Genomic DNA, 23,291 nt, shown 5'->3' with positions numbered 1-23,291 from the left:
TGAACCGACAAAGTCAGGGTTTGATTGTGAAATGTAATTAGCAGTTAAATTCTAGTCAAATCTCATCCAATCCCTCAAAATAGCTCCCCCTAAAATTAAGTCAATTTGATTCATGAGAAATGTTTTTCTATTCCTCCTGCTTATCGCTACTTTGGTTGTGCTTCATGGTTGCGCCACAGATAAACAGATCGGGCGTTACCCCCCAAAAGTGGATACTCCGCTCACTAGCAAACCCTATAACCGCAAAGATTGGCCGCACTGGATCGACGCAGATGGTGATTGCCAGAATACACGACAAGAATTACTGATTGCGACGAGTACAGCCCCTGTTAAATTCAAAGATTCCCGTCGCTGCACGGTTATAGCCGGGAAGTGGTTCGGTGTCTATACCGGCAAAATATTTACCCAAGCCTCAGAGGTCGATATCGATCATATTGTGCCCCTCGCGCATGCCCACCGGCATGGCGCCGATAGCTGGACAAAAAAGCAGCGTAGAGCATTTGCGAATGACTTCGACAATCTTGTTGTGGTAAGCGACAAAACTAATCATGCCAAATCAGATAAAGCGCCCCATGAATGGTTGCCCCCTCGCAAAGCCTATTGGTGTGAATATGGCAAGCGATGGAAGCATATTAAGCATAAATACCAATTGATCTCTACTCAACAAGAACAAGCTGCCTTGAACTCATTAGCCAAAACCTGCCATTAGCAGTCAGATTCACTCATTGATTTAATGCTCTTTCTTCTCTTTCTGCTCTTTCTGTTCGATTCGTTTAAGCAATGCAAACAGCTCACTATCGGTTGAAAGCACCAGGGTAGCATCGCCATTTTCAATCTTGCGGTAGGTTTCCATGCTCTTGATGAATTTATAAAATTCGGCTGCTTCAGGTTTTTGCGCATAAGCCTCGGCGTAGATTTCGGACGCTTTGGCATCCGCTTCACCACGAATTTCTTGAACACGCTTGTAAGCGGTCGATGCGATCAACTCATCTTCATTGATGAATTCCGGGCTCGGCTTGCTACTTGTTTAATTGCTGGCAGCGCTAGCGAAAAAGGGAAATAATCGCCTTTTTCGCCAGAGTTAATTAGCAGATCAAGGCCTGGCCCGAGAAGTCGATACCCTGAAAACGGACGCGTGACGTTAAAACAAAATCATCGCCGCCATCCTGGAGAAAGCTGCGATCACCAAAACTCTTGATCATCTCGGCTTGTCCTCTCGGGCACCACCCAGAGCACCTGTTCAGGTCTTTGATCCATTCGAGACTATCTAAATCGCAGCTCAGCTTTTACAGCTCTCTTCATGATTAAGCTGACCTACCCCCTGGGCGTCTTTCATGCAAATAGCAAAAAAGAGCCCCAATCCAACACTTTTTGTGACTGATCGAACACAAATTTTGCCAATTTCAGATGACTTTCCGTTCGGTTGACGATCAAACCGTTTCCCGCACATTCGGTTGTTATTAAAAAGAACGTCTATTTTTCCTATATATTCGAAAGGACAAAGCCGAATTTTTCTTCGGTGATTTGTTAAAATTCCTATTTTCGCAAAAAAAATGAATTATTGTTTAAGTTTATTATTTATAAATCTGCAATTATCAGGGATAACTTTGCCCGAAAATCGCTTCTTCTTTCGAGGACAGAACTGCAGATTATAAATTGTTTTAATCTTTGAAAATAATTAACTTTTTTTGTTTCAGTCATTAAAAATTTCCGAACGATTGTCCTTGTCGGAGAAAATATCTTATACATTAATTTAATCATGGAGATGACTTGATTCCTGAAGAGGTGCGGCAGTTCATCATTGATAAAATTGATTCCATCGCTGAATTGGAAGGACTGCTGCTCCTTCGCAATCAAGCGGAAATTGAATGGGACAGTGCGACATTAGCCCAAAGACTCTATACAAATACACAGCAAACCGAAGAAGTTTTAGCGCACCTTCATGCACAGGGATTTCTCGCAGTTAAGGAAAACAATTCAACCAGTTACTTTTATCAACCAAACTCGCCTGAGCTGGCAGAGATGGTAAATCGTGTTGCTGAAATTTATGCAAAATATTTAATCCCTGTCACAAATTTGATCCACAATAAACCGCAAACCAGGGTTCAGAAGTTTGCCGATGCCTTCAAATTCAGAAAAAAGGAGGATAATTAAGAATGGCCGGAGCGATTTATCTGTTATGCGCTTTAACCGCTTTGTTGTGCGCTTGGCTCCTGCTGAAAGCCTATTGCCGGAGCAGATATAAACTGCTGCTCTGGGGCGGGTTGTGTTTTATCGGCTTGACGTTGAACAATGCGCTTGTGTTTGCTGATAAGTTGCTGGTACCGCATTTTGACCTTTTAATAGTGCGTTTATTAGTGGCATTTGCGTCAGTTCTGGTGTTTTTGTATGGGCTGATCTGGGATTCGGAATAAGGATAAAATTATGAGTCAATTGTTGCTGGGGGCGATAGCCATGACGAATTTGACGATCGGATTGTTTTTCCTGCGTTTCTGGAAAAGAACGCACGACCGTTTCTTTCTTTTTTTCGCCGTGTCTTTTACTCTGGAGGGAATAAACAGAGTTTTGCTCGGGCTGAGCTCCAACGCCGACGAGAATGAGCCGGTTTTCTATTTAGTCAGACTTTTTTCCTTCGTTCTGATTCTAGTGGCGATTATTGATAAGAACCAGATAAATAAATCTCAGCGCGATAATTAATATTTGAAAACTATTTTTTTCAAATAGTTTGGCGTCTAAACCGGAAAAACATTACCCAAGCGTCAGATGTCGATATCGATCATATTGTGCCACTTGCGCATGCCCACCGGCATGGTGCCGGCAACTGGACAAAAAGGCAGCGCAGAGAATTTGCTAATGACTTCGACAATCTTGTAGTGGTAAGCGACAAAACTAATCATGGCAATCAGATAAAGCGCCCCATGAATAATGGCTGCCGCCTCGAAAAGCCTATTGGTGTGAGTATGGAAAGCGGTGGAAGCACATTAAGCATAAATACAAATTGATCTCTACTCAACAAGAACAAGCTGCCTTGAACTCATTAGCTAAAACCTGCCGTTAGAAGTCCAATTCATTCATTTATTTAATGCTCTTTCTGTTCGATTCGTTTAAGCCATGCAAACAGCTCACTGTCAGTTGAAAGCACCAGGGTAGCATCGCCATTAACAATCTTGCGGTAGGTTTCCATGCTTTTGAGGAATTTATAAAATTCGGCTGCTTCAGGTTTCTGCGCATAAGCCTTGGCGTAGATTTCCGACGCTTTGGCATCGGCCTCGCCGCGAATTTCCTGAGCACGCTTGTAAGCGGTCGATGCGATTTCGTTAATGTCGCGCTCCTTGTTACCATTGATACGTGCTGCCTCCCCCTCACCTTCCGAACGGAAACGCTGCGCAATCTGTAAACGCTCACTGATCATCCGTTGGTAGATACGTTCCAGCACCTGTTGATTGTAATGAATGCGCTTGAAACGAACATCGAGCAATTCAATGCCAAACTCTGCCAATTTGGGTGCGGCTGCTTCGAACACTTCTTTCTCGATCGCAGCACGGCCCACTTTGATCGGCCGTAATAGACCCAGTGTACCTGTGCCTGTTAAAGAACCGAAGCTTTCATCCTGCAGTGGTTGCCGGTCTTTATCGGAGCGTACCGCTTCGATGAGTTCGTGCCGCGCGATTGCTGTGCGGGTTTCACTACCGAGGATATCCTCCAAGCGTGACTGAGCGCTGCGTTCGTCCCTCAGTCGCAAGTAGTAACGCATCGGCTCTTTAATCCGCCAGCGGGCAAACGTATCCACCTGCACATAGGTTTTATCCTTGGTTGACATTTCTACCATGGGTCCGTCCCAAGCCAGATAGCGTTTATCAAAACTGTTCACCCGCTGGATAAAAGGCAGCTTGAAATGCAATCCGGGTGTTGTAATCGGATCCCCTACCGGTTTGCCAAACTGGGTAATGATGACCTGCTCAGTCTGATTGATCGTATAGGTGGACATGGCTACCAGAATCACTACCGCCAGGATGAATGCGATGCTTTTTATCGACTGTTTCATTGCAGCCTCTCCACTGATTTGGTTGGAAAAGGTAGCATAGGCAAGATCTGCTGCACCGTATCGTCCACGATAATTTGCTGCCTGGCTTGCGGTAATACTTCACCCAAGGTCTCCAGATAGATACGGGTGCGCGTGACCTCCGGTGCCTTGAGATATTGCTCCAGCAATTGATTGAAGGCAGCCACATCCCCCTCGGCTTCATTAATGCGCTTAAACCGATAGCCATCGGCTGCACGTATTTTCTGATCGGCTTCACCGCGTGCGCGCGGCACAGCTTTGTTGTACTCGCCATTTGCCAGGTTAATGGCATTTTCCCGATCCTGCTGCGCACGATTTACTTCATTAAAAGAAGGCTGCACCGGTTCTGGTGGATTGACATTTTTCAACTGCACCTGGTTAATGGTCATCCCCAACTGATAGTGTTCTGTCAGCAGGCGAATACGCGCTAAGGCAGTTTCCTCAATCTCTTGCCGACCGATAGTAATGATCTCATCGACCGTCCGATCGCCTACGACCTCGCGCATCACTGCCTCAGAAATATCCCGTAAAGTCAGGCCAGGGTCGCGCACATCGAACAGGTATTTTTCAGGATCAGTAATGCGATACTGTACGATCCATTCCACCAGGGCTGAATTCAGATCGCCGGTCACCATCGATTTCTCCAGCTCTGGCTCATCACCAGCCTGATCGGGGTTAGTATACCCAGGTGTGGCAAAACCGAATTCCAGTTTCTGCTGCCGCTGCGTCGGTACCGAAATCACGGTATCAATTTCAAACGGCAATTTGACATGTAAGCCCGATGGAACTTTTTCGATATATTTGCCAAAGCGAAGCACAATACCTTCCGACTCAGCCGGAATGGTATAAAACGAAGAAGTCAACGCCACGATCAGCAGCATGACACCCAGCAAGGGGTAAATTGGCCGCGTACTTAAGATACGTCCTAGAATTGACTTGAGATCGTTCATTTACCATCTCCAGTTAAAAAGAGTAATTCCATTTCTAAATCGAAAATGACGCGAAGGCGAACCGCAGACAGTATAAATAATACGGCAAGGTGAAGCCGACAAAGTCAGTTTTGATTTAGAAATGGAATAATAAGCTTGAACAGCGTTAAAGAACCTAACTTCACCTACTCCTTTTGATCAAAAAGGATTGAACGTACTGCGATGGAATGGGAAAGCTAGAATCGAAAACCGAAGCGCCCCCCCAACGTATCCATACCTTCATTCTTATCCGCGAGAAAGGCATTGGAAACGTGATCAAAATAAACCGACAACGAGGTTTTGGCGCCGAGGCGATAGCCTATCTCAATCGGAATATGAAATAGCACACGTGACCCGAGCGCCTTACGATCATCCTGCTCAAGATGAAGTTTACCGTTATGCACTGCCCCGCCTATGCCAATACCAAAAAAAATACCACTTGTATGCTCGTATTGCCAACGAATATCCGTATATAATTTGGAGGTATCCCCCGCCGTATTCGCCGACCCGCCAAAGGCGGGGCGAAAGCTCCCACCGAGAAATTTGACATGAGGCGAAAAGATGGCTTCCAGATTGAAATCAACCCCGCTCTCGCGATTGAAACCACTCCACAAACCGCCGGTATCATGGTGTAATATGCCGAACTTGACCTCATGCAACCAGGCAAGCGTCTTCTGCTCCTCTGCAAAGCCAGCAGACGAAACAATACAAGCCAGGCTGAAAACCAATCCCCCAATAATTTGAGTGCGCATAATCAAACGAATATTCCTCATATTTCTATGAAGGTAATTTAACAACAGATGAGATATTTGGTCTATCCATCTTTGATGAAAAAATTTTTATAAGCCTCACTGAATCCTTCAATTCATCTCAAATTCATCCGTCTCTAGATCAGCTTCACTAGATTTTCAGGTTATTCCATCTCTAAATCAAAAATGACGCGAAGGCGAGCCGCAGACAGTATAAATAATACGGCAAGGTGAAGCTGACAAAGTCATTTTTGATTTAGAAATGGAATTAGAGACAAAAAAACGCTGACAGAAATAGCAGTAGATATAGGGTACAAACTGCCAGCCTCATTTTGAGGCAGTTGAAATAATCATTATCCTACCTCAACATAAAGCAGTTACTCACAGCCTTATCCACGAAAATTGTGAATAAAGGATTTCAATTGGTAATATTCAAATTAACCTGCTCATAATTTCAAAACGCAAACGTACTTTATTTTCGGTAGATAGTTAGCAGAACGGATTAGTATCAAGATATTGCGTTTCCTTGTTTATGAGTATGGAAGATAAACAAAACCCTTATTCCATTTCCAAGTCAAACATGATGCGAAGGCGAGCTGCAGATAGTATAAATGAGACGGCAAGGGAAAGCCGACAAAGTCAGATTTGATTTAAAAGTGGCATAATGAAAATAAAGACAGACCATGTGCAAATGTTAGCTTCTTTTTAAAGCAGTCGAAATAACCATTACTCTCCCTCGGCATAAACCAGTTACCACAGCCTTATCCACGAAAATTGTGGATAATCACTTTTAGCTATCGGTACAAAGGCTCGAGCTTAGCATCCCTCTGATCTAAACCTTAAAGAAGCAGGTAGCCAGAGAGAATTCATCCCGAAAAAAGCATAAAATTGATGCGGTCTAATAACTTTCATAGGTAAATCTGATGGAATCAAATCGCTACACACGCGGTCAAGAAGCCCTTGCCAAAATTCATGGACATATCGGTGAGGGCGTCATGGATACCCTCAAGGATATTGCGCCTGACTTTGCCCGCTTCATTATCGAATTTCCATACGGTGATATTTATTCGCGCGGCGTTTTGTCACCGAAAGAACGGCAAATCGCCACCATTGCCTCCCTCACCACCCTCGGCAATGCGCCTACCGAATTGAAGGCCCATATCCAAGGGAGCTTAAACGTTGGCTGCACCCGACAGGAAATTGTGGAGGTGATCATTCAAATGGCCGTATATGCCGGCTTTCCGGCCGCGGTGAATGCGCTACTGGTAGCAAAAGAAGTTTTTGCAGAGCTTGATAAAAATAAGGGTTCTATGTGAAATACTGTGGGTAAATAAATCAAAGTTTTCCACATAAAAGATAAAAATTGTAAGTACCTGCATTATTGCTTTGTGATTTATTACTGCTTTATATTGTTAAATAATAAAATATGTTTGCCTTGATTAATTGTTTATTCATTGCTTCAAGGATTTATATGCTTTGTTATATTTCTTCCTTTTTCTTTGTGTTAATTTCTTGCTTATTGGTCGACGCAAAGAGAATTAACTAATGCAGTTTTCATGCATTAAGCTTATTTCTATGCATGAGCTATAAATTAAGGAGACAAGTTATGTATAAATTAACTTTAACATCCATAGGAACAACAATATTGGCTAGTACATTCATGTTTACCAGCATCGTATTTGCTCAGAGTATCACAAATGATCAGAGCCCTGCTGGTAGTACTAGCACTCCTGGAACTCCTCGTAGTTCTGGTACTACTCCTGTTAGTCCGGTTACTCCTAGTATTCCTGGTAGCTCTGTTAGTCCTGGTACCCCTTCTAGTCCTGACACCACGGGTACTCCTGCTAGTCCTGGCACCCCTGGTAGCTCTGTTATTCCAGGTACCCCTTCTAGTCCTGACACTACTGGTACCCCACGTAGTCCTGGTACTCCTAGTACTCCTAGTAGTTCTACTGCACCTGGTAGTCCTAGTACACCTGGTACCTCGCGTTATTAATAATCAGCTCGATTATTAACTACTTACTCGTTACCAGAGTGATAGATTGCGGATGAGCAATTCAATCTCAAACTACTGATTCTAAAAAGAAGAATAACGTCAATGTCATAAATCAGAGTCAGAAGCAAAATCTGAAAAAGTAATGCATAACTGTAACATACAGGAACTGTAAATTATCTAGTCTCACATTCTAATATTACAATCTACTAAGATGGTAGAGCTGAGTACCGCAAACTACTAGTGAATTTCTACCATTTTTTTGGTAAGAATGTATTAGATCGTAGTTTGAATGATAATTTACAGCCTTCGAGACAGATGTAGAAAAAGGCCGCGTATGCGGCCTTTTCCAGGTATCGTGTCTGTAAGTGTTAAATTACATCAGGCTCTGTCTTGACACGTTTCTATCCCTATTCTGATACGCTCTAACATACTTGTTACCCAAAGGGTTTATTAGCGCGGACAAACCTGGCCGCCATAAACAAGATAAGTAACATGGGCTTGTCGGAAAATTCAACCAAAGCGAATAGAAACAAAAAATCCAGCAATGTTAGGTCAAGAAAATCGCAAAATTAATGGAAACTTTGGCCTAGGAATCTTTTCCCTCTCAATTTGCCTGATTCCATTTCCAAATCAAAAATGACACGAAGGCGAGCCGCAGACAGTATAACTAATATGGCCAGGTAGAGCCGACAAAGTTTGTTTTGATTTAGAAATGGAATAAGCTGGCATATTGAGAGTGAATTGCCCTATGTATAACATCACGTTATTGGATCAAATTCAATGTCATAAGCTGCTTGAGGTTAAAAACCAGCGTGTGGACGCCTACCTGAAACTGCACTTTCACTAACCCACTCTATTTCACCTAGAATCAAAATAGGCAACTTGACTACTAGACTAAATGATCACCCTCAACTTAAAACTTTTAATATCAGCGAATTGTCACCAATGCCATTCATAAAAGCGGAGGTAGCTGTCCAGTATTCTCACCAGAAAATGATATGCTTCTTTCACGAAAATTTAATTCATATTTTCAAAATATCATTTTTAAAGATAACTAACAGGAAGATTCTATGTGGGGACTCAAACTCGCCGTATGCATACTCTTTGACTTAATCGATTTCACACTGGGGCGCACGCTTTTCATCATTCCCTTCGGAGGAGAACTGATCGGTTGTGCCCTTTGTGCAGCCATGTTCGGCCCAAGCGGACTCCTCTATGGGCTAGAAGCGCTCGATGTCACTGAACAGATTGATGGATTTATTCCTACTGCAACGATTATTGCGCTGATGAATAGGCCTAAATCTGATAGTAACGCTAACGCGTAACACAGAGGATAAGAAGGATTTTTAGTATGCAGAAAATGAAGAAAAACGCCTGATGCTCACAAGAAAGAGGATCTTACTTTACTACTTCAGTTGATAACTCGGATTCCTAGGCATTTGGGAAATTCAGCACACCCCCAAAATGGGACACCTGCCTTTTCCCCTCGCTTGGCTACCCGTTTCACCATTGAGCCGCCACATTTAGGGCAGTTGGGCGCATCGATTGGTATGCTAGACGTTGGTGAAGGTGCCTGAGAAATCTTCTTTCCAGTAGCAGAACAAATTGACACATTAGCACGCGCTTTCTCGATCATGATCGAAAGCGCAGAGCCGTCAATCAATTCAATATTTCGCCCTTTGGCGAATGGCTTTGCTTCCGCTGTAAAGACTCCAGAGGTTACCACGAATCCACCCGTTGCTCCTTTTGTTACCATCACGCCAAGTAGCTCACGCACAACGTTGACCGATACTTTATAAGCTCGCCATTGTTTGCATTGAACGAGAAAAACCTCTCCTTCTTTTTTAAGGACAAGATCGATGCCGCCATCAGCCCCTCCTCCACCTGTTTCAACGACTGAGAATCCATGCATGCGGAAGGCTTCTCCTACCAGCAATTCGAAATCTCTCCAGCTAATATCGCGCAAAGTATCACTGTGCTTTCCCTTGACAACAGTTTGGATAAGATTCTTACGTTTGCGCCGTTTGATAAAAGATCCCAATGCACCGAGTAAAAATAGCAGTGGCAGAATATATTGCCCATAGTAAGCGAAAATTCACCCCATTTGCTCAATGACCACATGGCTCATCTTCCCCGGAACAGCATTAGTTGGTAGTTCAAGTACAGCATAATGCTGCAAAATGCTATAGGCGATAACAGCAAGAATAACTCCCACCCACCACGGCAGTGCTGCTGTTATATCCATCAAATCTTCTGCAAGACTGGTTTTTCTTCTTCCCATCATTTACTTCAGTAGCTTGAAATTAGTTTATGCAAATTACATTACTTTATATTGTGACGTTTTACTGTCATGAGATACTTGACGGCTATCTTCCAAACTCATGTATGCCTTTAAACAACTGCAACAACCAAACCGGACTTAATTCAGATTTTGTGATTGTTTTTCAGCTACTTCAAAGGTAACAAGCGATGTAAGGTGACTGGATAATGTCGGTACCCATCAGAATATTTATGGTTTCTGTGTTAATGCCATTAGAATATAAGACTGAAAGGAAAATGAAATTCAAAAAAAGAATAAGAATAAATAGTCATATCAAATTTTTCAGTATTGAGCCAGCATGATGAGCAATTGCTGCGTCTTGGTATGCTTACTGAGAAGTATTTCGCAGATAATAAATAATGTATGTTTATGCAAGCAATTACATCGTATCTTTTACCGAATTAGAACTCTCCTGACACTAAGAAATTCTGGAAACTAAATCGAATAATGTCACGTTTTTATGAATTAGAACCTATTGCTGAAAATTATTGGCGTGCCATTATTCTTTTTGGGCGTAATTCGGCTTCATACAAATTTGCTCTTGCAAAAACCCTTTTTGACTTTTATTCATCGGGAAAAACACATATCACCCTTGAAGAGCTTGCAGTGCCTTATGCTACTCACCTTTGCGAGCACTTAAAAGAGCATCCAAAACAAGGTACAAGTGAGCAAAGTACATTTTTGGATAAGCTACGTGCGTTTAATAAAGGTGCAGTAGAAAAAGATGAAATGATCTCTAACACTGTACGCTATGGCTTTGTCAATGTGCTGGATGCTTTCCATAACGTACATGGTAAAGAAATTGATGTTCGTTTTTTTATTGATGAACGTAACAAGAAAAATGCAATTCAATTAACTGATGATTTTATGCTTCTCGGTGAACAACAGCAGTTTGCTAACTTCGCTCAAGAAACCGAGTCACGCTGGCGCTTGGTTGAGTCTGCTTGGGAAAATAATCTACCTCGTAATTTAATGCTAGTCGAATATGAAGAAGAAGGTAGTTTACTTATGGGTGTCAATGCCATACGGCGCACCTCTGTAACACCGGCGCGCCCTGCTTTGAATGGCTATCAGAAAGGTCGATGTTTTTATTGTTTTCGCGAGATTTCTGTAATCTTCGGCAACGAGAAAATGGCTGAAGTTGACCATTTTTTCCCACATAAACTGAAGCAGTGCGATAATCGTAAACCAATTGATGGGATAGCAAATTTGGTTTTAGCTTGTCAGGAATGCAATCGTGGTGAAAATGGCAAGTTTGATAGACTTCCATCCATTGAATTGCTGGAACGCCTTTTTAATCGGAATGAATATTTAATCACTTCACACCACCCACTGAGAGAAACACTTATTTCTCAGACAGGAAATACAACTGAAAAACGCCAAGCTTACTTACAAGAAGCATATAATTGCTCAATTGAGCATCTAGCAATAAGTGGCCGTAAATGGCAGCCTAAACAGCAAGGGGCGGCAATTTTTTAAGAACGATATTAGTCCATTCCAAATCCCTGTCTCCTTGGTAATCAATTTCACTGTGCAATAATCTAGTTCCTGCTTGAGTAAACAAAGAAACCAACTTATCAAGCTTGATAACACTGTAGAGTTTACCGTTCTCGCGGTGGTCTTTGCTATTCGTACCACGAAAAGAAATAATTAGCACACCATCTACAGCAGTAATGCGTACGAGATTTGTTACTGCACAAGCAATCTGATCATCTGCCAAATGCATGATAACTGCAGAACATAACACGTTGGTGAAGGAGGAATCAGCCTGTTTCTTCAATAGTGGCAGACTATCCTGGATAAAATAAGCATTTGGGTTAAGCTGCCTTGCCTGTTGCAACATTCCCTCGGAAGCATCAATACTTACAACCGCATATCCTTGTTTGGACAACCATGCACTATCACGTCCTATGCCGCAACCAATATCAGCACAAGCCTCTCCTTTAATAAAAAATTTATTAACAAGTTGATAAATACGAGTCGGTACTAGCACTTTGTGCTGCTCAGCAATTTGCTCAGCAGACCTGTCATAAACTGAGATAGTTTGTGGGTCCATAATTTACAATATGTAATAGCTCAAAATCGGCTCCAACTAATAAGCTTACATTATTAGTAAAAAAACAAATTATCAACCTCCCCGTATATGCTACTTCACCATCCGGTGCAATACGCTGCGCTTATTACATCCTACAAGCTGATCAGATTAAATGTCCCGATAGCCTTTAATTCAGCAACGGTTTTTGATGTAGCCGATTGGGAACCTGACGCGGAGTATGGCGAAAGGCAAACATTATTTAAAATGTTTTTGAATAATCCTGTGCAAAGATTTGATGACTCTTCACACTTAATATTTGGTAATTCTGATTCCAAATGTCAATCGATGTCCATGCTGGCATGCGGCACACCCAGAATTTTCACCATATCACCATCGATACGATAAAAAGTGAGATGTTTACCTTCTGGCAAACATCTGTACCCATCTGCCACATCCGGACGGCTGCACCCATATAAGGCGTTCTAACAGACCTAGAATTCTATGCTTTATTTGCACCAAATATAAATCGGCTTGTTGTTCACGCCAATAGCATCTAGCCAGAAAGACAAGCTTGATAAAATATTTAATTTGGTTGATCGGGTATCCAGGCGTGCATTTCGAGTAAATTTTTAGTGCTGGGAACGAGAAGTATATAAATTATTCAGGGTTAGAGATACTCGCCAATTTCGTGCTGGCTGTTAGTATTGCTCTTTTATAGCGTAGCACTCCAGGTATGGCGGTTTAATCCTGAATCAACCTATAATGCACGTACTTTTACCGACTTACCTTTGACCTTGCCCGCGGACAATCTGCGCACAGCTTCACGGGCGATGTTGCGTGCGACAGCGACATAGGTCGATTGATCTGTCACCGTGATTTTGCCGACTTGCTCACGCGTAAAACCTGCTTCGCCGGTGAGCGCACCCAGCACGTCGCCAGGGCGGATCTTCTCCTTGCGGCCACCGAGTATTTGCAGTGTCACCATGGGTGATGCCAGTGGGGTAGTGTTATCACTTGGCAACGTAGCCAGGTCGTGCCATTCTGGTTCGAAGCCCATCATCCTTGCAATCGCCTCGACCCGGAGCATTTCGGACGGGCTGCACAAGCTTAATGCCCAGCCGTTTTCATCGGCGCGGCCCGTGCGGCCAATGCGATGGATATGGATTTCCGGTTCGGGCGTTACATCAACATTAATGACCGCTTCGAGTCGTGAGATATCCAGGCCACGTGCGGCCACATCGGTTGCGACCAATACTGAGCAACTGCGATTGGCAAACTGGATCAGCACCTGATCACGCTCACGTTGTTCCAGATCGCCATTCAAGGTCAGCGCATGAATGCCTTGCGCCTGTAACACTGCCAACAGATCACGGCATTGCTGTCTGGTGTTACAAAACACGAGCGTACTGACTGGCCGATAATGCCTGAGCAGCTGACCGACAGCCTGCAAACGCCCCTCATGGTTTACCTCGTAAAAACGCTGGCGTATCTTGTTTTCCTCATGCTGCTCCAGCAGTTTCACTTCCTGTGGATTACGTAAGAATTGTCGCGCTAATCCCGCGATACCTGCGGGATAGGTGGCCGAGAACAGGAGGGTTTGGCGCTTGGGCGGGCAGCGTTTTACGACAAAAGCCATGTCATCGTAAAAGCCCATATCCAGCATGCGATCCGCTTCGTCAAGCACCAGGGTATTGAGTTGTACCAGATCCAGACTGCCACGCGCCAGATGATCCATAATGCGGCCGGGAGTACCGACGACGATGTGGGCACCATGCTCCAGGCTGGCCATCTGTGGACGCATGGTGCTGCCGCCGCACAAGGTAAGAATTTTGATATTGTCTACCGATCGTGCCAGCCGGCGAAGCTCCTGCGTGACCTGATCTGCCAGCTCGCGCGTTGGACACAGCACCATGGCTTGTACCGCAAAGCAGCGTGGATTTAGCCTGGTAAGCAGCGCCAGCGCATACGCTGCCGTCTTACCACTCCCCGTCTTTGCCTGCGCGATCAGGTCGTGCCCCGCGAGCGTAATCGGTAGACTGACCGCTTGAATCGGCGTCATCGTCAGGTATTCAAGCTGCTGTAATGTTGCCCGCAAGCCGGGCGACAGCGGCAATTCGTTAAAAAGGCGCCCAACAGAGTTCACTGCGGACGAAGAGGTTGTCTGTATAGTATTATTCATCCGCAATTATCCCAGATATCAGCGGAATACGCATAGAATTGTATGGTCTGGTAAAAGTAGTGATGCAAAACACGTTGCCTTAATCCGCGCAGCCTGCGTAAGGCGCAATAACCAGCGGGCATTGCGCCGTATGTGCTACCTTACTGGTGCCGCAAGATCCCAATGACGAACCTGCCAGCGTGTTGTTGGAACGTATCCGATTGAACCATGCAGAAAATGCAGCAAAATCACAACGTCCCCGCCGCAAGGCGCATGCCAAGGATGCCGTATTTGCGCCAGACCTGCCATCAGGGCAAGTTAGTGTGCCAGAGGAATCCTTATAAAATCGAGGTTGCATGCCAGCGGCTGCAGGCTACCGCACGGATGCGTTGCTCATGGTCTGAAGCGGGAGTCAAACTTGAATGGGCGTACGATGTTCATCGTGACGCTGGTAAAGTCCGGGTGGTGGGGATGGATCATGATATTGCTCGCTTCCGGTATGACTACTGACGGAATGATGAGGCCTAACTGCTTCCCCTTCATGAGAAAGCCGCTGCCCAGGCTGGCGGCAGCGACTGAGCTTGGTAATTCATTCCATCCAGCCGGTAAGGCCGCGAGGGCGGGTGTCTCGTATAGCGTGGCATCATCTGGCAATTCAATCAGCACCAACATCAGATCAGCCGGAAGAATATCGCCAGTATGGATCAGTTTTTCCAGCGCGGCGATCTCGGGCGTCAGGCCAGCATAGATGGCATGCATGCCAGTATTATTCCAGCGCCCGCCATGCCGATATGCGCCTGCTCCGCTTCGATCCAGAGCAAATTTGTGCTTGGCGATGCGCCAAGCCCGCATCAGACTGCGCCGCCATGGGCAATGGCTGACAGAATCCGCCGGACTTCAGCGGAACCGGCATCGGTATCCAGCAAGGACAAGGGAGATTCGCCCAGTACCAGATTGTTGCTTAGCATCCATTGTTTGGCCAGCTCCGCCGAGCCAAACACCTGTTCTGCTTCTGCCTCGATCAGCGCAATGCGCGTGAGCCGTTCCGATTCGGCTGACCCCAGCTTGTCGCCTGCTTTAATTTTGCGGTCTGCCGTGGCGCTCGATAAACCGATAATCCTGGCCAGTTTGGCGCGCGGTATTTCATAATATTCGCTGGCTTTGACCAATAGCATTGCATCGACGCCTGCCCGAATCAGGCGTATTCTTTCGCCAGCATTGCTTTTGAGAATTTTCTTGCTCCAGCGTAAAAATTCCTGGCTGGAGCTTGTACGTTCACTAGTTTCTGCGGCGACAGGAGTAGCCAATTTTTCTTTTTCTGCGCGTGTTGTTTCCATGAAGTCACCTTTACTCATATGAGTAATGATCATACCTCAATTGATAGATTGTATCTTGATAAGTTCACGCGAGCGCCGCAAGCGCTGCTTTTAGCCACTCGAAGCCTATGCATTCCTGTTCAAGCCGCAGATTCTTGTGCAAACGGTACTCGCGCAAATCATCGTACAACGCTTGCTCTGCCGGCGTCAGGCGCGGCAGGTCGCGCTGGGTTGGCTTGGTTTCCGTGCCCCAGTGTGCTGCGAACGCCAGCAAGGTCGTGTGATCCATCAGGAATGGCGCGCATGCGGAAACTTAACACAACCCGCGTAAGGCGCAATAACCATCGGGCATTGCGCCGTATGTGCCTCACTTCACCATCTGGTGCAATGTGCGTTGCACTTATTGCACCCTACCAGTTATATTATGAGTCAGACTGCTCGCCAGCAATTTCCGTTTGCGGAACGCTCGACTTCCCGCCAACAATTTCTATTTCTGAGACATATGACATAGAGCCCAGGCCACTCTGGCCAAAAGGATTGCTCATGGATAATCGTTCACTATAATGAATTTTTACCATTGCCGCCGCTTTCATGATTATGACAGCAAAATCATATAAATCATGATCATCTATAAGAAAATGACGAAAGCTGTTTCCGCTACTCCCCATCTGCACTGTCATGAAGTAAGTTCTATTTGAATTTTTATTTTCAAAGACATTGACTATTCTGCCAAACTCAACACCACGGGAAATTTCCTGATCACTCGTATTGATGTCACCAATAAAATGCATTTTATCCAATACTTGATTTTCATCAACCGGATAGATGGCTACTAATTCTTTAGTGGCAGAACAAGAAAGCAGTTCATTACTTTTAGGTGTTTTGAATTCAAGCACAACGTAATTGCCAATGAGATTTTCAATTTCTTCATAGCGGTCTTTTTCAAAACAGAACTCCCATGGATTAGAAACTAAATTAGCTGGTTGATTGCCAATACTGGTGAAAGTTGTACTGTCATGGCCCAGCAGGATGTCCCCGGCATAGGCGCTGCTATAAGTTTTTTCCAGATTCACATTACTTAATCTGCCGTAAATGTAGCCTTTATTATCAATAAATAATGTTACTGCAAAAGCGAGTTGAGAGATAAGGGTCAAAATCAAAACCCATAACAAAAGGAAAATACCTGAATGGGCAGAATAGTATTTTTTTATCATGATTTTTTCGCAAATTGCGTAGAATTTAGTAATAGGAAATTAACTAGTCGTAACTTTATACCAGAGATCTTAAACACAAGCTGAACAATCTGAAGCAGGATAAGCTGCATATCTTATAATAGTTGATTTATTTCATTTATTAACCCTCGGTAGACCGTAGGCGGCGCCGGAATTCGTGATGTAGCGCGTGGCTGGCAAGAGGTTATTCCCATGGCATCGCCAAGGAGGAAATGGAGCATTTCATTTCGGTGCAAATTATCCTGGGTTCGATTGGTGCGCAACTGCATCATGTTGCACCCTTTAACGCTGGCTGCAATGCTGAACTTACTCAGCAATCGATGAGTATTCAAAAAGTGCAGCACTTACTGGAGTGGCTGCAACAGCGTGGCTTGCTGGAAGCTAGCAACTAAATCACGCAGGTTCTGTTAGAATTTCAACTAAAATCAATATTATTCCCCTGCTATGAACTGAAGTGCTTTTTGCTTTAGCCAGACTATAATATTTTGAACTACCTACATATTTTTACCGACGGCAGTGTCAATACCCAATCAAAAATAGGATATGGCGCTTACTTTGCAATTGCTGACTTGGTTACGCCGATAGAAACACTAAAAGATTCAGTGAAAATGAAGCGCTTTGAACAGACCAGCTCGACCAGATTGGAATTGCAGACGTTATTATGGGCGCTAAATGAAGCGTATGAAACCATGGCTTTGACCGATGCCCGTGATATAGCATTGATAGTTTATACCGATTCACAAAATATTATTGGTCTGCCGGGGAGGCGCGCCCGTCTTGAACAAAATAATTTTTTCTCAGGTAAAAACAAGCAACTGACTAATTACGAGCTCTACCAGGAATTTTACCGCTTGCATGCCAGGCTCAATTGCAGGTTTGTAAAGGTGGCAGGCCACCAAGCCTCTCACCAAAAAGATGAGATCGGTAAACTGTTCAGTTTAGTTGACCGTGCATCCAGGCGTGCGTTGCGGGAAAATCGTTAACTCACAGCGTAGAGAGTAGATAAAGTATTTGAAAAGAGCGCGCTCTCATTGGAACATAAAGTCGCCCTAACTGTCTTATTCGCTTAACGCTTGGCACTTCCCGTTTTGCCCGATACCAATATTATCGAATCGAATAAATATAATCAGATCACATGAACCCAGATAGAAAATATGCGAATGACAGCGTCGGCTGGCAGTTTGATAACAGCTATGCCCGTTTGCCGGAATTTTTTTATGCGCGGCTTGACCCGGTGCCAGTGCGCGATCCACAGCTAGCGATGTTGAATCATACGCTAGCAGAATCGCTCGGGCTGGATTTTCGCATGCTATCCGAGCAAGAGGCTGCCTTGCTGTTTGCTGGTAATGTGTTGCCTGAGGGATCACAGCCTATTGCGCAAGCCTATGCTGGCCATCAGTACGGCCATTTCACCATGCTGGGCGATGGGCGCGCGATATTGCTCGGTGAGCATCTTACTCCCGCAGGGGACAGATTTGACATCCAGTTAAAAGGTTCCGGTCAAACCCGATTCTCACGGCGTGGCGATGGCCGCGCAGCATTGGCGCCCATGCTGCGTGAGTATCTCATCAGTGAGGCGATGCATGCTTTAAATATTCCCACTACGCGCAGCCTTGCCGTGGTCACCACCGGCGAGTCAGTGATACGTGAAACCCTGCTACCCGGTGCGATACTCACACGGGTGGCAGCCAGCCACATTCGTGTGGGTACGTTTGAATATGTTGCGCGGCTGGGGAATAGTGAAGCGATCAAAATTCTGGCCGATTATACTATCGACCGGCACTATCCCGATGCTGCCACGGCTGAGAATGCCCATCTTGCGCTATTGCACAACGTAATACAACGCCAGGCCTCGCTGGTCGCAAAGTGGATGCTGGTTGGTTTCATTCACGGCGTGATGAATACGGATAATATGACCATCAGTGGTGAAACGATTGACTATGGTCCCTGTGCCTTTATGGATGCCTACGATCCGAATACCGTATTCAGCTCAATTGATCAGCATGGCCGCTACCGCTATAGCAACCAGCCACTAATAGCACAGTGGAACCTCGCACGTTTTGCAGAAACAATATTACCTCTATTACACCCGGATCAGGAACAAGCAGTCGCGTTGGCGGAAGAAGCGATCCACACTTTTTCCGCTATCTTCCAGCGCCACTGGTTGACGGGGATGCGCAAAAAACTGGGACTATTTAATGAAGAAGCAGAGGATATTGAATTGATCGAGACTGTGCTGGCCTGCATGCAGCAGCACCAAGCCGATTACACCAATACCTTCCGTGCACTGGCTGCGGACACTATGCCGCAAGATGTCCTTTTTCAGAATGCCGAGTTTATCACGTGGCATGCGCGCTGGCAGGCGAGATTATTGCGCCAGGACAAGTCCAAACAGGCTTCGTTGAGCTTGATGCGGGCGCATAATCCTGCGATCCATCCGCGCAACCACCAGGTTGAAGCGGCGCTGGCAGCAGCTACAGAACGGGATGATTACGCTCTGCTGCAACGGCTGCTGGCAGCAGTGACAGATCCCTACTCCGAAGCACCGGAGTATCAGGATTACCGCACCCCCCCGTTACCATCAGAATGTGTTCATCAAACATTCTGTGGGACGTAATTTTATTTCCAGGCTGGATAGACCGCTATAGAAAAAATTTTATTTTGCCTGTGCGCTATTTCAGGAAGGAACAACAATAATCAGTGGGAATTTTTATCTTCATGGTAAATTGACTATTGGCGGGCACGTTAAAAGCTTCCCCACCTTTGACGGTTTGCCAATCAGAGGCCGGCAGGCAAACCTCCAGTTCACCAGCCAGTATTTCCATCCATTCAGGATCAGCGGTATGGAAGGTATATTCACCCGGCTGCATGAAGCCCAAGGTTTTTTTGCTGCCGTCGGCTAAAATAATGGTGCGACTGTTGACTTTACCATCGAAATAAACATTGGCTTGCTTGACGACAGTGACATTTTTGAATTCTGACATGAAGATGCTTTATGGTTAAAAAGTTGTGCATGATAGCAGATCAATCCATTTTCCGGATCACAAAAAGCCGTGGCGCATGAGGTTTTGGATAATGACTCAGCACAGTGTCGACCTGAAAATGACTCTGATCAAGTTGTTGACACCATCCACTAAGACGCAGGGTTTCTTCATCGCCGCCAATATGACCTGGATAAGCCAGCACGGTCAGAATCCCTTGTGCGGTGAGCAGCCGACAAGCTATCTCAATAGCTGTCAAAGTCGAGTCGGCTCGGGTAATAATGCTTTTATTTCCCCCTGGCAAATAGCCCAGATTAAACATAATCACCTGTATCTGACCGTGGAATCTTTGTGGAATATACTCATCCATCAATGAATGACTGGCGTGAATCAGCGTGATTCTATGCAGCAAACCCCGCTGCCGCAGCAATTGTGTTGTGGCGCGTATGGCTTGCAGTTGCACATCAAAACCAAAAACAGAACCACTGTCACCGACCAACTGAGCTAGAAAATCGGTGTCATACCCGTTTCCGACAGTGGCATCGACCGCGATACCTCCCTGTGGTAAATGCTGGCGAATGATGTGATGCGCTGTTTCAGGCAGAGGGAAAATACGAGTCATAATAACGGCGCACATGCACGGCGTCGGGGATCGATGCACCCTGATTCAAAGCTGCGGCAAATTGCTGCGCATACCAGGGAATAGCCAAGCTGCCTTTGGCGCCAAAGCCGTTGAAAATATGCAACTGGTGATATACCGGATGGGAACCGATAAAAGGCTGCTTATCCAGCGTGGCCGGGCGAATACCTGCCTGATGTTCAACAATCTCAACGGGCTGTAAGCCGGGATAAACCTCAGTCAAAGCCTGTATCAACTGGTTACTTGCATGCTCAGTGGGCTGCGTATCAAGATTGTTATAATCGAAAGTTGCCCCTAACCTGAATTGATGCGGCTCGGTAGGAATCATCCAATAACCAAAATTGAGAATCCGGGCCGGAGATACTGCATGGGTTTTACAGCGGAGAATCTCCCCTTTCACGGGCTGGAACGGTAATCCACCAAACCAGGGGTTGATTGTAGCCTGATGACCTTCACAAAATACGATGTGCCGCGGTTGCAAATCTTGCCATTGCAAACGTGGCTGGAACACAATCTCATGGTAATTCATCCTGATTTGCTGGTAGCAGTCATTCGCCACAAAAAAATCCCGCAAGCGCTTCAGTAACTGGCGAGTTTTTAAATAGCCGGTCTGCATCTGTTGCAGCATGCCAAATGCAGAGATAATGTCGGGGGCAGAAGATGGCCCATCCGTTAAAAATGCTTGATATTCAGCTTGAGCTAGTCTTTGCTTAGCAATATGCCGTTCCTGCTCACTTTTTAATAGGCGTAGCATGGGGATCGGCACAAAAAACTGCTGGTTAAATGCTAACGCCAGTTGTTGGTAGCAATCCATGGCAGCTGGCAATAATCGCTCGATTTCAGCAGTTCTGACCAGTCGTTTACCGGTTATCGGATTGATCAGTCCTGCGGCGACCTGCGACGCATTGGTCTCACCGCTATCGATCACCATGACGCGAACTTGCTGACGGATCAACTCCCAGGCCAGCAAGCTGCCGGCCAGGCCCTGACCAACAATCAGCACATCAACCGGCATGCTTGGCAGTTAACACCTCGCCATTAAAAACAATACCGTCCCAACCATCGCGCATAAAAATGCGGATATTCTGGTGATCATGACCAGTAGGATTTCCCAGCACATCTTTGCGATAATAATCACCAAACAAGGCCAAGGTCTGGTTCTGATCTAATCCATGCAGTTTGGCAAAGGCAAAAACCTTGCAAGAACCTTCATTATACCCGGCTTCATTCATTAATGGCTGTTGAAGACCATTGCTGAATGTTGTCGGTCGGTAATCATACGCTTCTGCGATCACTGCCATCGTTTCTTTAAAATCAACCACTTGCCCGGATTTAACACGATCGATAAAATCATTCAACATTAAACCATTACCCTCAAAGTGCGTTACTATTAAGGTATTCTGGATGATAGAACCTGACCTGCAAGAAGCAATTATTGCCAGCCAGTCACCTCGTAGCCTTTCTCTTGCAAACAGCGGTTCACGAAATTAGCATAAGCCCGATCAGGCTGCGAGGGTTTCGAATAAAGCAACCCTCTCATCAAACCCCACACAGCGCCGCTGACCGCTCCCACCATGGAACCTGTGCCCGCTGCACCGGTCACAGCTCCGCCAGCAGCACCGCTCGCAGCCCCAACACCTGCTCCCATCACAGTACTTGAAGCAACATCGCTACTCTTGCCATAGCTTTTTTCCTTAGCCCCAGCTGATTTGGCGAGTTGTTCACACGCCTCTACATCTTGCTCCGCAACCTCCTTGCCTACCGATAGAAAATGCGTGTTGGGATACAAGATAGGCTGCATGCTTGAGCAAGCTGAAAGTAATAGCAAGATCAATCCGTTACTCAACATCATTACTAATTTCATTGCGCCTCCCCTTATTTCATTTCCAAATCAGAAGTGACGCGAAGGCGAGCCGTAGACAATATAAATAATACGGCAAAGTGAAGCCGACAAAGTCAGTTTTGATTTAGAAATGGAATGACGACAAATATCTCTGATTGAACGAGTATAACTTGAACTATACAGGGTAACGGATTAATTCCCACCCCGCTTCTATTCTGTTTTCTAACCATAATAATCCATAAATATAAGGCAGAACTAGACGATGCCTGCTGCTAGAGTTAAAAAATGGCTTAATCGGAGGAAGAGGAGATATTTTAATTTTCTTGAGTAAAAACTGTTTGATTGCGCCATTTTTTTCTGGCTGCTACTGATGCGACCATTATACAGAGATTTTTCACCGATTATTGGTATGTACTATCACTCCATTCTGAACTGCTGTTATGAGGCTAAGGCGAGCTGCTGACAGTATATATGATACGGTCAGGAGAAGCCGACAAAATCAGGCTTGATTGAGAAACGAAATTGCGCTCTATCCTTTTTTAGGGCGAACTAGTAGCACAGAAGCATTAACTTTATTAACTAGCTGCTCGGCAACCGAACCAATATAAAAACGTTCCAATCCCTGGCGGTGACTAGTTCCCACTGCCAGCAAGTCTGCTCCCCATTCAGAAGCAGCAGCGTCAATCGCCTCAACAATTCCAGTCAAACCATACTCAGCTTCAGCCTTCAAAAGACGGGTCTCTATGCTCACAGCATCAAAATTTGATTTGGCCCGCTCCAATATCTGTAAACCTGCCCCTCTATCAACTTCAGTATCACCACTTACGCAATGGACAATACGCAATGTAGCATTATAAGTATTGGCAATATTAACTGCCTCTTCCAATGCCTGCTGAGCAGCATCACTGCCATCAATAGCGACCATTATTTTTTTGTACATAAGTTCTCTACCCTTCTTATAAAAATTTATCCTGTGCGCGGATGAAATTT

General features: G+C 45.2%; 31 protein-coding genes and 1 pseudogene. 13 read left to right on the top strand and 19 right to left on the bottom strand.

What is annotated here, in order from left to right:
* The first annotated feature begins 112 nt into the window (after positions 1-112).
* On the top strand, positions 113-709 hold the full coding sequence (locus BM122_RS02745; protein WP_074903443.1) for an HNH endonuclease family protein: 597 nt from the start codon (positions 113-115) through the stop codon (positions 707-709).
* 21 nt (positions 710-730) lie between these two features.
* On the opposite strand, the gene BM122_RS02740 is transcribed toward BM122_RS02745, so the two are convergent.
* Positions 731-985 carry an SPFH domain-containing protein gene (locus BM122_RS02740; RefSeq protein WP_074903441.1) on the bottom strand — a complete coding sequence of 85 codons (255 nt, stop codon included), beginning with the start codon at positions 983-985 and terminating at the stop codon, positions 731-733.
* Positions 986-1,770: 785 nt separating this feature from the next.
* Between BM122_RS02740 and BM122_RS02735 the strand changes: the two genes are divergently transcribed.
* From BM122_RS02735 to BM122_RS25805, 4 genes are all read left to right on the top strand, one after another.
* Positions 1,771-2,154 (top strand): hypothetical protein, encoded by a 384-nt coding sequence (locus tag BM122_RS02735; RefSeq protein ID WP_074903439.1) that lies wholly within the window; start codon positions 1,771-1,773, stop codon positions 2,152-2,154.
* Positions 2,155-2,156: 2 nt separating this feature from the next.
* Positions 2,157-2,414: a DUF5985 family protein gene (locus BM122_RS02730; protein ID WP_074903437.1), complete on the top strand. Its 258-nt coding sequence runs from the start codon at positions 2,157-2,159 to the stop codon at positions 2,412-2,414.
* 10 nt (positions 2,415-2,424) lie between these two features.
* Entirely contained in the window at positions 2,425-2,697 is a 273-nt protein-coding gene (locus tag BM122_RS02725; RefSeq protein WP_074903435.1) for a DUF5985 family protein, read from the top strand.
* Positions 2,698-2,783: 86 nt separating this feature from the next.
* Entirely contained in the window at positions 2,784-3,002 is a 219-nt protein-coding gene (locus tag BM122_RS25805; RefSeq protein WP_074903433.1) for a hypothetical protein, read from the top strand.
* 77 nt (positions 3,003-3,079) lie between these two features.
* Here the strand turns inward: BM122_RS25805 and hflC are convergent, their stop codons facing one another.
* The 3 genes from hflC to BM122_RS02705 form a co-directional block, all read right to left on the bottom strand.
* Complete coding sequence (gene hflC, locus BM122_RS02715; RefSeq protein WP_074903432.1) at positions 3,080-4,045, bottom strand: protease modulator HflC; 966 nt, start codon at positions 4,043-4,045, stop codon at positions 3,080-3,082.
* Complete coding sequence (gene hflK / locus BM122_RS02710) at positions 4,042-5,013, bottom strand: FtsH protease activity modulator HflK (RefSeq protein WP_074903430.1); 972 nt, start codon at positions 5,011-5,013, stop codon at positions 4,042-4,044. Before hflK ends, hflC begins: the two co-directional genes overlap by 4 nt.
* 215 nt (positions 5,014-5,228) lie before the next feature.
* Positions 5,229-5,783, bottom strand: coding sequence for an acyloxyacyl hydrolase (locus BM122_RS02705; protein WP_074903428.1), 555 nt, complete (start codon positions 5,781-5,783; stop codon positions 5,229-5,231).
* Between the two features lie 920 nt (positions 5,784-6,703).
* Here BM122_RS02705 and BM122_RS02700 point away from each other — a divergent pair.
* The 3 genes from BM122_RS02700 to BM122_RS02690 all read left to right on the top strand — a co-directional run bounded on the left by BM122_RS02700 (position 6,704) and on the right by BM122_RS02690 (position 9,101).
* The gene (locus BM122_RS02700) at positions 6,704-7,096 is read left to right on the top strand and encodes a carboxymuconolactone decarboxylase family protein (RefSeq protein WP_074903426.1); all 393 of its coding nucleotides are present in this window, start codon (positions 6,704-6,706) and stop codon (positions 7,094-7,096) included.
* A 290-nt stretch (positions 7,097-7,386) separates the two neighbouring features.
* Entirely contained in the window at positions 7,387-7,776 is a 390-nt protein-coding gene (locus BM122_RS23085; protein ID WP_177198028.1) for a hypothetical protein, read from the top strand.
* A 1,070-nt stretch (positions 7,777-8,846) separates the two neighbouring features.
* On the top strand, positions 8,847-9,101 hold the full coding sequence (locus BM122_RS02690; RefSeq protein ID WP_046850705.1) for a hypothetical protein: 255 nt from the start codon (positions 8,847-8,849) through the stop codon (positions 9,099-9,101).
* 86 nt (positions 9,102-9,187) lie between these two features.
* Here the strand turns inward: BM122_RS02690 and BM122_RS02685 are convergent, their stop codons facing one another.
* The gene (locus tag BM122_RS02685; RefSeq protein WP_256211850.1) at positions 9,188-9,817 is read right to left on the bottom strand and encodes a restriction endonuclease; all 630 of its coding nucleotides are present in this window, start codon (positions 9,815-9,817) and stop codon (positions 9,188-9,190) included.
* A 54-nt stretch (positions 9,818-9,871) separates the two neighbouring features.
* On the bottom strand, positions 9,872-10,060 hold the full coding sequence (locus BM122_RS24750) for a hypothetical protein (RefSeq protein ID WP_256211849.1): 189 nt from the start codon (positions 10,058-10,060) through the stop codon (positions 9,872-9,874).
* A 483-nt stretch (positions 10,061-10,543) separates the two neighbouring features.
* Here BM122_RS24750 and BM122_RS02680 point away from each other — a divergent pair, with 483 nt between their 5' ends.
* Positions 10,544-11,575 carry an HNH endonuclease gene (locus BM122_RS02680; RefSeq protein WP_074903424.1) on the top strand — a complete coding sequence of 344 codons (1,032 nt, stop codon included), beginning with the start codon at positions 10,544-10,546 and terminating at the stop codon, positions 11,573-11,575.
* Here the strand turns inward: BM122_RS02680 and BM122_RS02675 are convergent.
* The 3 genes from BM122_RS02675 to dbpA all read right to left on the bottom strand — a co-directional run bounded on the left by BM122_RS02675 (position 11,547) and on the right by dbpA (position 14,310).
* Positions 11,547-12,152: a class I SAM-dependent methyltransferase gene (locus tag BM122_RS02675; protein WP_074903422.1), complete on the bottom strand. Its 606-nt coding sequence runs from the start codon at positions 12,150-12,152 to the stop codon at positions 11,547-11,549. The genes BM122_RS02680 and BM122_RS02675 overlap by 29 nt on opposite strands.
* A 317-nt stretch (positions 12,153-12,469) precedes the next feature.
* Positions 12,470-12,583, bottom strand: coding sequence for a type II toxin-antitoxin system RelE/ParE family toxin (locus tag BM122_RS25800; RefSeq protein WP_371264885.1), 114 nt, complete (start codon positions 12,581-12,583; stop codon positions 12,470-12,472).
* Positions 12,584-12,888: 305 nt separating this feature from the next.
* Positions 12,889-14,310 carry an ATP-dependent RNA helicase DbpA gene (dbpA, locus tag BM122_RS02670; protein WP_074903420.1) on the bottom strand — a complete coding sequence of 474 codons (1,422 nt, stop codon included), beginning with the start codon at positions 14,308-14,310 and terminating at the stop codon, positions 12,889-12,891.
* 146 nt (positions 14,311-14,456) lie between these two features.
* Here dbpA and BM122_RS23080 point away from each other — a divergent pair, with 146 nt between their 5' ends.
* Positions 14,457-14,633 (top strand): hypothetical protein, encoded by a 177-nt coding sequence (locus BM122_RS23080; RefSeq protein ID WP_177198027.1) that lies wholly within the window; start codon positions 14,457-14,459, stop codon positions 14,631-14,633.
* 49 nt (positions 14,634-14,682) lie between these two features.
* On the opposite strand, the gene BM122_RS02665 is transcribed toward BM122_RS23080, so the two are convergent.
* From BM122_RS02665 to BM122_RS02650, 4 genes and pseudogenes are all read right to left on the bottom strand, one after another.
* Positions 14,683-15,141: an RES family NAD+ phosphorylase gene (locus tag BM122_RS02665; protein WP_074903418.1), complete on the bottom strand. Its 459-nt coding sequence runs from the start codon at positions 15,139-15,141 to the stop codon at positions 14,683-14,685.
* Positions 15,141-15,626: an antitoxin Xre/MbcA/ParS toxin-binding domain-containing protein gene (locus BM122_RS02660; RefSeq protein ID WP_083398308.1), complete on the bottom strand. Its 486-nt coding sequence runs from the start codon at positions 15,624-15,626 to the stop codon at positions 15,141-15,143. The genes BM122_RS02665 and BM122_RS02660 overlap by 1 nt, the downstream gene beginning before the upstream one ends.
* A 64-nt stretch (positions 15,627-15,690) precedes the next feature.
* Positions 15,691-15,900: pseudogene (locus BM122_RS02655) on the bottom strand (Wadjet anti-phage system protein JetD domain-containing protein); the annotation flags it as partial.
* 127 nt (positions 15,901-16,027) lie between these two features.
* On the bottom strand, positions 16,028-16,819 hold the full coding sequence (locus BM122_RS02650) for a hypothetical protein (protein ID WP_074903416.1): 792 nt from the start codon (positions 16,817-16,819) through the stop codon (positions 16,028-16,030).
* Between the two features lie 230 nt (positions 16,820-17,049).
* On the opposite strand from BM122_RS02650, the gene BM122_RS02645 reads away from it, so the two are divergent.
* From BM122_RS02645 to BM122_RS02635, 3 genes are all read left to right on the top strand, one after another.
* The gene (locus BM122_RS02645) at positions 17,050-17,229 is read left to right on the top strand and encodes a hypothetical protein (RefSeq protein WP_074903414.1); all 180 of its coding nucleotides are present in this window, start codon (positions 17,050-17,052) and stop codon (positions 17,227-17,229) included.
* Positions 17,230-17,322: 93 nt separating this feature from the next.
* Positions 17,323-17,820: a ribonuclease HI gene (locus BM122_RS02640; protein ID WP_074903412.1), complete on the top strand. Its 498-nt coding sequence runs from the start codon at positions 17,323-17,325 to the stop codon at positions 17,818-17,820.
* A 152-nt stretch (positions 17,821-17,972) separates the two neighbouring features.
* Positions 17,973-19,454: a protein adenylyltransferase SelO gene (locus BM122_RS02635; protein ID WP_074903411.1), complete on the top strand. Its 1,482-nt coding sequence runs from the start codon at positions 17,973-17,975 to the stop codon at positions 19,452-19,454.
* Between the two features lie 55 nt (positions 19,455-19,509).
* On the opposite strand, the gene ppnP is transcribed toward BM122_RS02635, so the two are convergent.
* The 6 genes from ppnP to BM122_RS02605 form a co-directional block, all read right to left on the bottom strand.
* Positions 19,510-19,821: a pyrimidine/purine nucleoside phosphorylase gene (ppnP, locus tag BM122_RS02630; protein WP_074903409.1), complete on the bottom strand. Its 312-nt coding sequence runs from the start codon at positions 19,819-19,821 to the stop codon at positions 19,510-19,512.
* A 40-nt stretch (positions 19,822-19,861) separates the two neighbouring features.
* The gene (locus BM122_RS02625) at positions 19,862-20,440 is read right to left on the bottom strand and encodes a tRNA 5-(aminomethyl)-2-thiouridylate-methyltransferase MnmM (RefSeq protein ID WP_074903407.1); all 579 of its coding nucleotides are present in this window, start codon (positions 20,438-20,440) and stop codon (positions 19,862-19,864) included.
* A complete protein-coding gene (locus BM122_RS02620; protein WP_074903405.1) occupies positions 20,415-21,473 on the bottom strand; it encodes an NAD(P)/FAD-dependent oxidoreductase in 1,059 nt (352 codons plus the stop codon). The genes BM122_RS02625 and BM122_RS02620 overlap by 26 nt, the downstream gene beginning before the upstream one ends.
* The gene (locus tag BM122_RS02615) at positions 21,463-21,819 is read right to left on the bottom strand and encodes a HopJ type III effector protein (RefSeq protein WP_074903403.1); all 357 of its coding nucleotides are present in this window, start codon (positions 21,817-21,819) and stop codon (positions 21,463-21,465) included. Before BM122_RS02615 ends, BM122_RS02620 begins: the two co-directional genes overlap by 11 nt.
* 71 nt (positions 21,820-21,890) lie before the next feature.
* Positions 21,891-22,322: a glycine zipper family protein gene (locus BM122_RS02610; RefSeq protein ID WP_074903401.1), complete on the bottom strand. Its 432-nt coding sequence runs from the start codon at positions 22,320-22,322 to the stop codon at positions 21,891-21,893.
* A 508-nt stretch (positions 22,323-22,830) separates the two neighbouring features.
* A complete protein-coding gene (locus tag BM122_RS02605) occupies positions 22,831-23,241 on the bottom strand; it encodes a universal stress protein (protein ID WP_074903399.1) in 411 nt (136 codons plus the stop codon).
* Positions 23,242-23,291: the final 50 nt, after the last annotated feature.

The organism is Nitrosomonas communis, assembly GCF_900114745.1.
In the GTDB taxonomy this organism is placed as follows: Bacteria; Pseudomonadota; Gammaproteobacteria; order Burkholderiales; family Nitrosomonadaceae; genus Nitrosomonas; species Nitrosomonas communis_A.
This window is presented reverse-complemented; position numbering and strand designations above follow the sequence as displayed.

Coding starts and splice junctions, on each gene's coding strand:
- BM122_RS02745 (WP_074903443.1), top strand. CDS start 113: ATGAGAAATGTTTTTCTATTCCTCCTGCTTATCGCTACTTTGGTTGTG.
- BM122_RS02730 (WP_074903437.1), top strand. CDS start 2,157: ATGGCCGGAGCGATTTATCTGTTATGCGCTTTAACCGCTTTGTTGTGC.
- BM122_RS02725 (WP_074903435.1), top strand. CDS start 2,425: ATGAGTCAATTGTTGCTGGGGGCGATAGCCATGACGAATTTGACGATC.
- hflC (WP_074903432.1), bottom strand. CDS start 4,045: ATGAAACAGTCGATAAAAAGCATCGCATTCATCCTGGCGGTAGTGATT.
- hflK (WP_074903430.1), bottom strand. CDS start 5,013: ATGAACGATCTCAAGTCAATTCTAGGACGTATCTTAAGTACGCGGCCA.
- BM122_RS02705 (WP_074903428.1), bottom strand. CDS start 5,783: ATGCGCACTCAAATTATTGGGGGATTGGTTTTCAGCCTGGCTTGTATT.
- BM122_RS02700 (WP_074903426.1), top strand. CDS start 6,704: ATGGAATCAAATCGCTACACACGCGGTCAAGAAGCCCTTGCCAAAATT.
- BM122_RS23085 (WP_177198028.1), top strand. CDS start 7,387: ATGTATAAATTAACTTTAACATCCATAGGAACAACAATATTGGCTAGT.
- BM122_RS02690 (WP_046850705.1), top strand. CDS start 8,847: ATGTGGGGACTCAAACTCGCCGTATGCATACTCTTTGACTTAATCGAT.
- BM122_RS24750 (WP_256211849.1), bottom strand. CDS start 10,060: ATGATGGGAAGAAGAAAAACCAGTCTTGCAGAAGATTTGATGGATATA.
- BM122_RS02680 (WP_074903424.1), top strand. CDS start 10,544: ATGTCACGTTTTTATGAATTAGAACCTATTGCTGAAAATTATTGGCGT.
- BM122_RS02675 (WP_074903422.1), bottom strand. CDS start 12,152: ATGGACCCACAAACTATCTCAGTTTATGACAGGTCTGCTGAGCAAATT.
- dbpA (WP_074903420.1), bottom strand. CDS start 14,310: ATGAATAATACTATACAGACAACCTCTTCGTCCGCAGTGAACTCTGTT.
- BM122_RS02665 (WP_074903418.1), bottom strand. CDS start 15,141: ATGCGGGCTTGGCGCATCGCCAAGCACAAATTTGCTCTGGATCGAAGC.
- BM122_RS02660 (WP_083398308.1), bottom strand. CDS start 15,626: ATGGAAACAACACGCGCAGAAAAAGAAAAATTGGCTACTCCTGTCGCC.
- BM122_RS02650 (WP_074903416.1), bottom strand. CDS start 16,819: ATGATAAAAAAATACTATTCTGCCCATTCAGGTATTTTCCTTTTGTTA.
- BM122_RS02645 (WP_074903414.1), top strand. CDS start 17,050: ATGGAGCATTTCATTTCGGTGCAAATTATCCTGGGTTCGATTGGTGCG.
- BM122_RS02635 (WP_074903411.1), top strand. CDS start 17,973: ATGAACCCAGATAGAAAATATGCGAATGACAGCGTCGGCTGGCAGTTT.
- ppnP (WP_074903409.1), bottom strand. CDS start 19,821: ATGTCAGAATTCAAAAATGTCACTGTCGTCAAGCAAGCCAATGTTTAT.
- BM122_RS02625 (WP_074903407.1), bottom strand. CDS start 20,440: ATGACTCGTATTTTCCCTCTGCCTGAAACAGCGCATCACATCATTCGC.
- BM122_RS02620 (WP_074903405.1), bottom strand. CDS start 21,473: ATGCCGGTTGATGTGCTGATTGTTGGTCAGGGCCTGGCCGGCAGCTTG.
- BM122_RS02615 (WP_074903403.1), bottom strand. CDS start 21,819: ATGTTGAATGATTTTATCGATCGTGTTAAATCCGGGCAAGTGGTTGAT.
- BM122_RS02610 (WP_074903401.1), bottom strand. CDS start 22,322: ATGAAATTAGTAATGATGTTGAGTAACGGATTGATCTTGCTATTACTT.
- BM122_RS02605 (WP_074903399.1), bottom strand. CDS start 23,241: ATGTACAAAAAAATAATGGTCGCTATTGATGGCAGTGATGCTGCTCAG.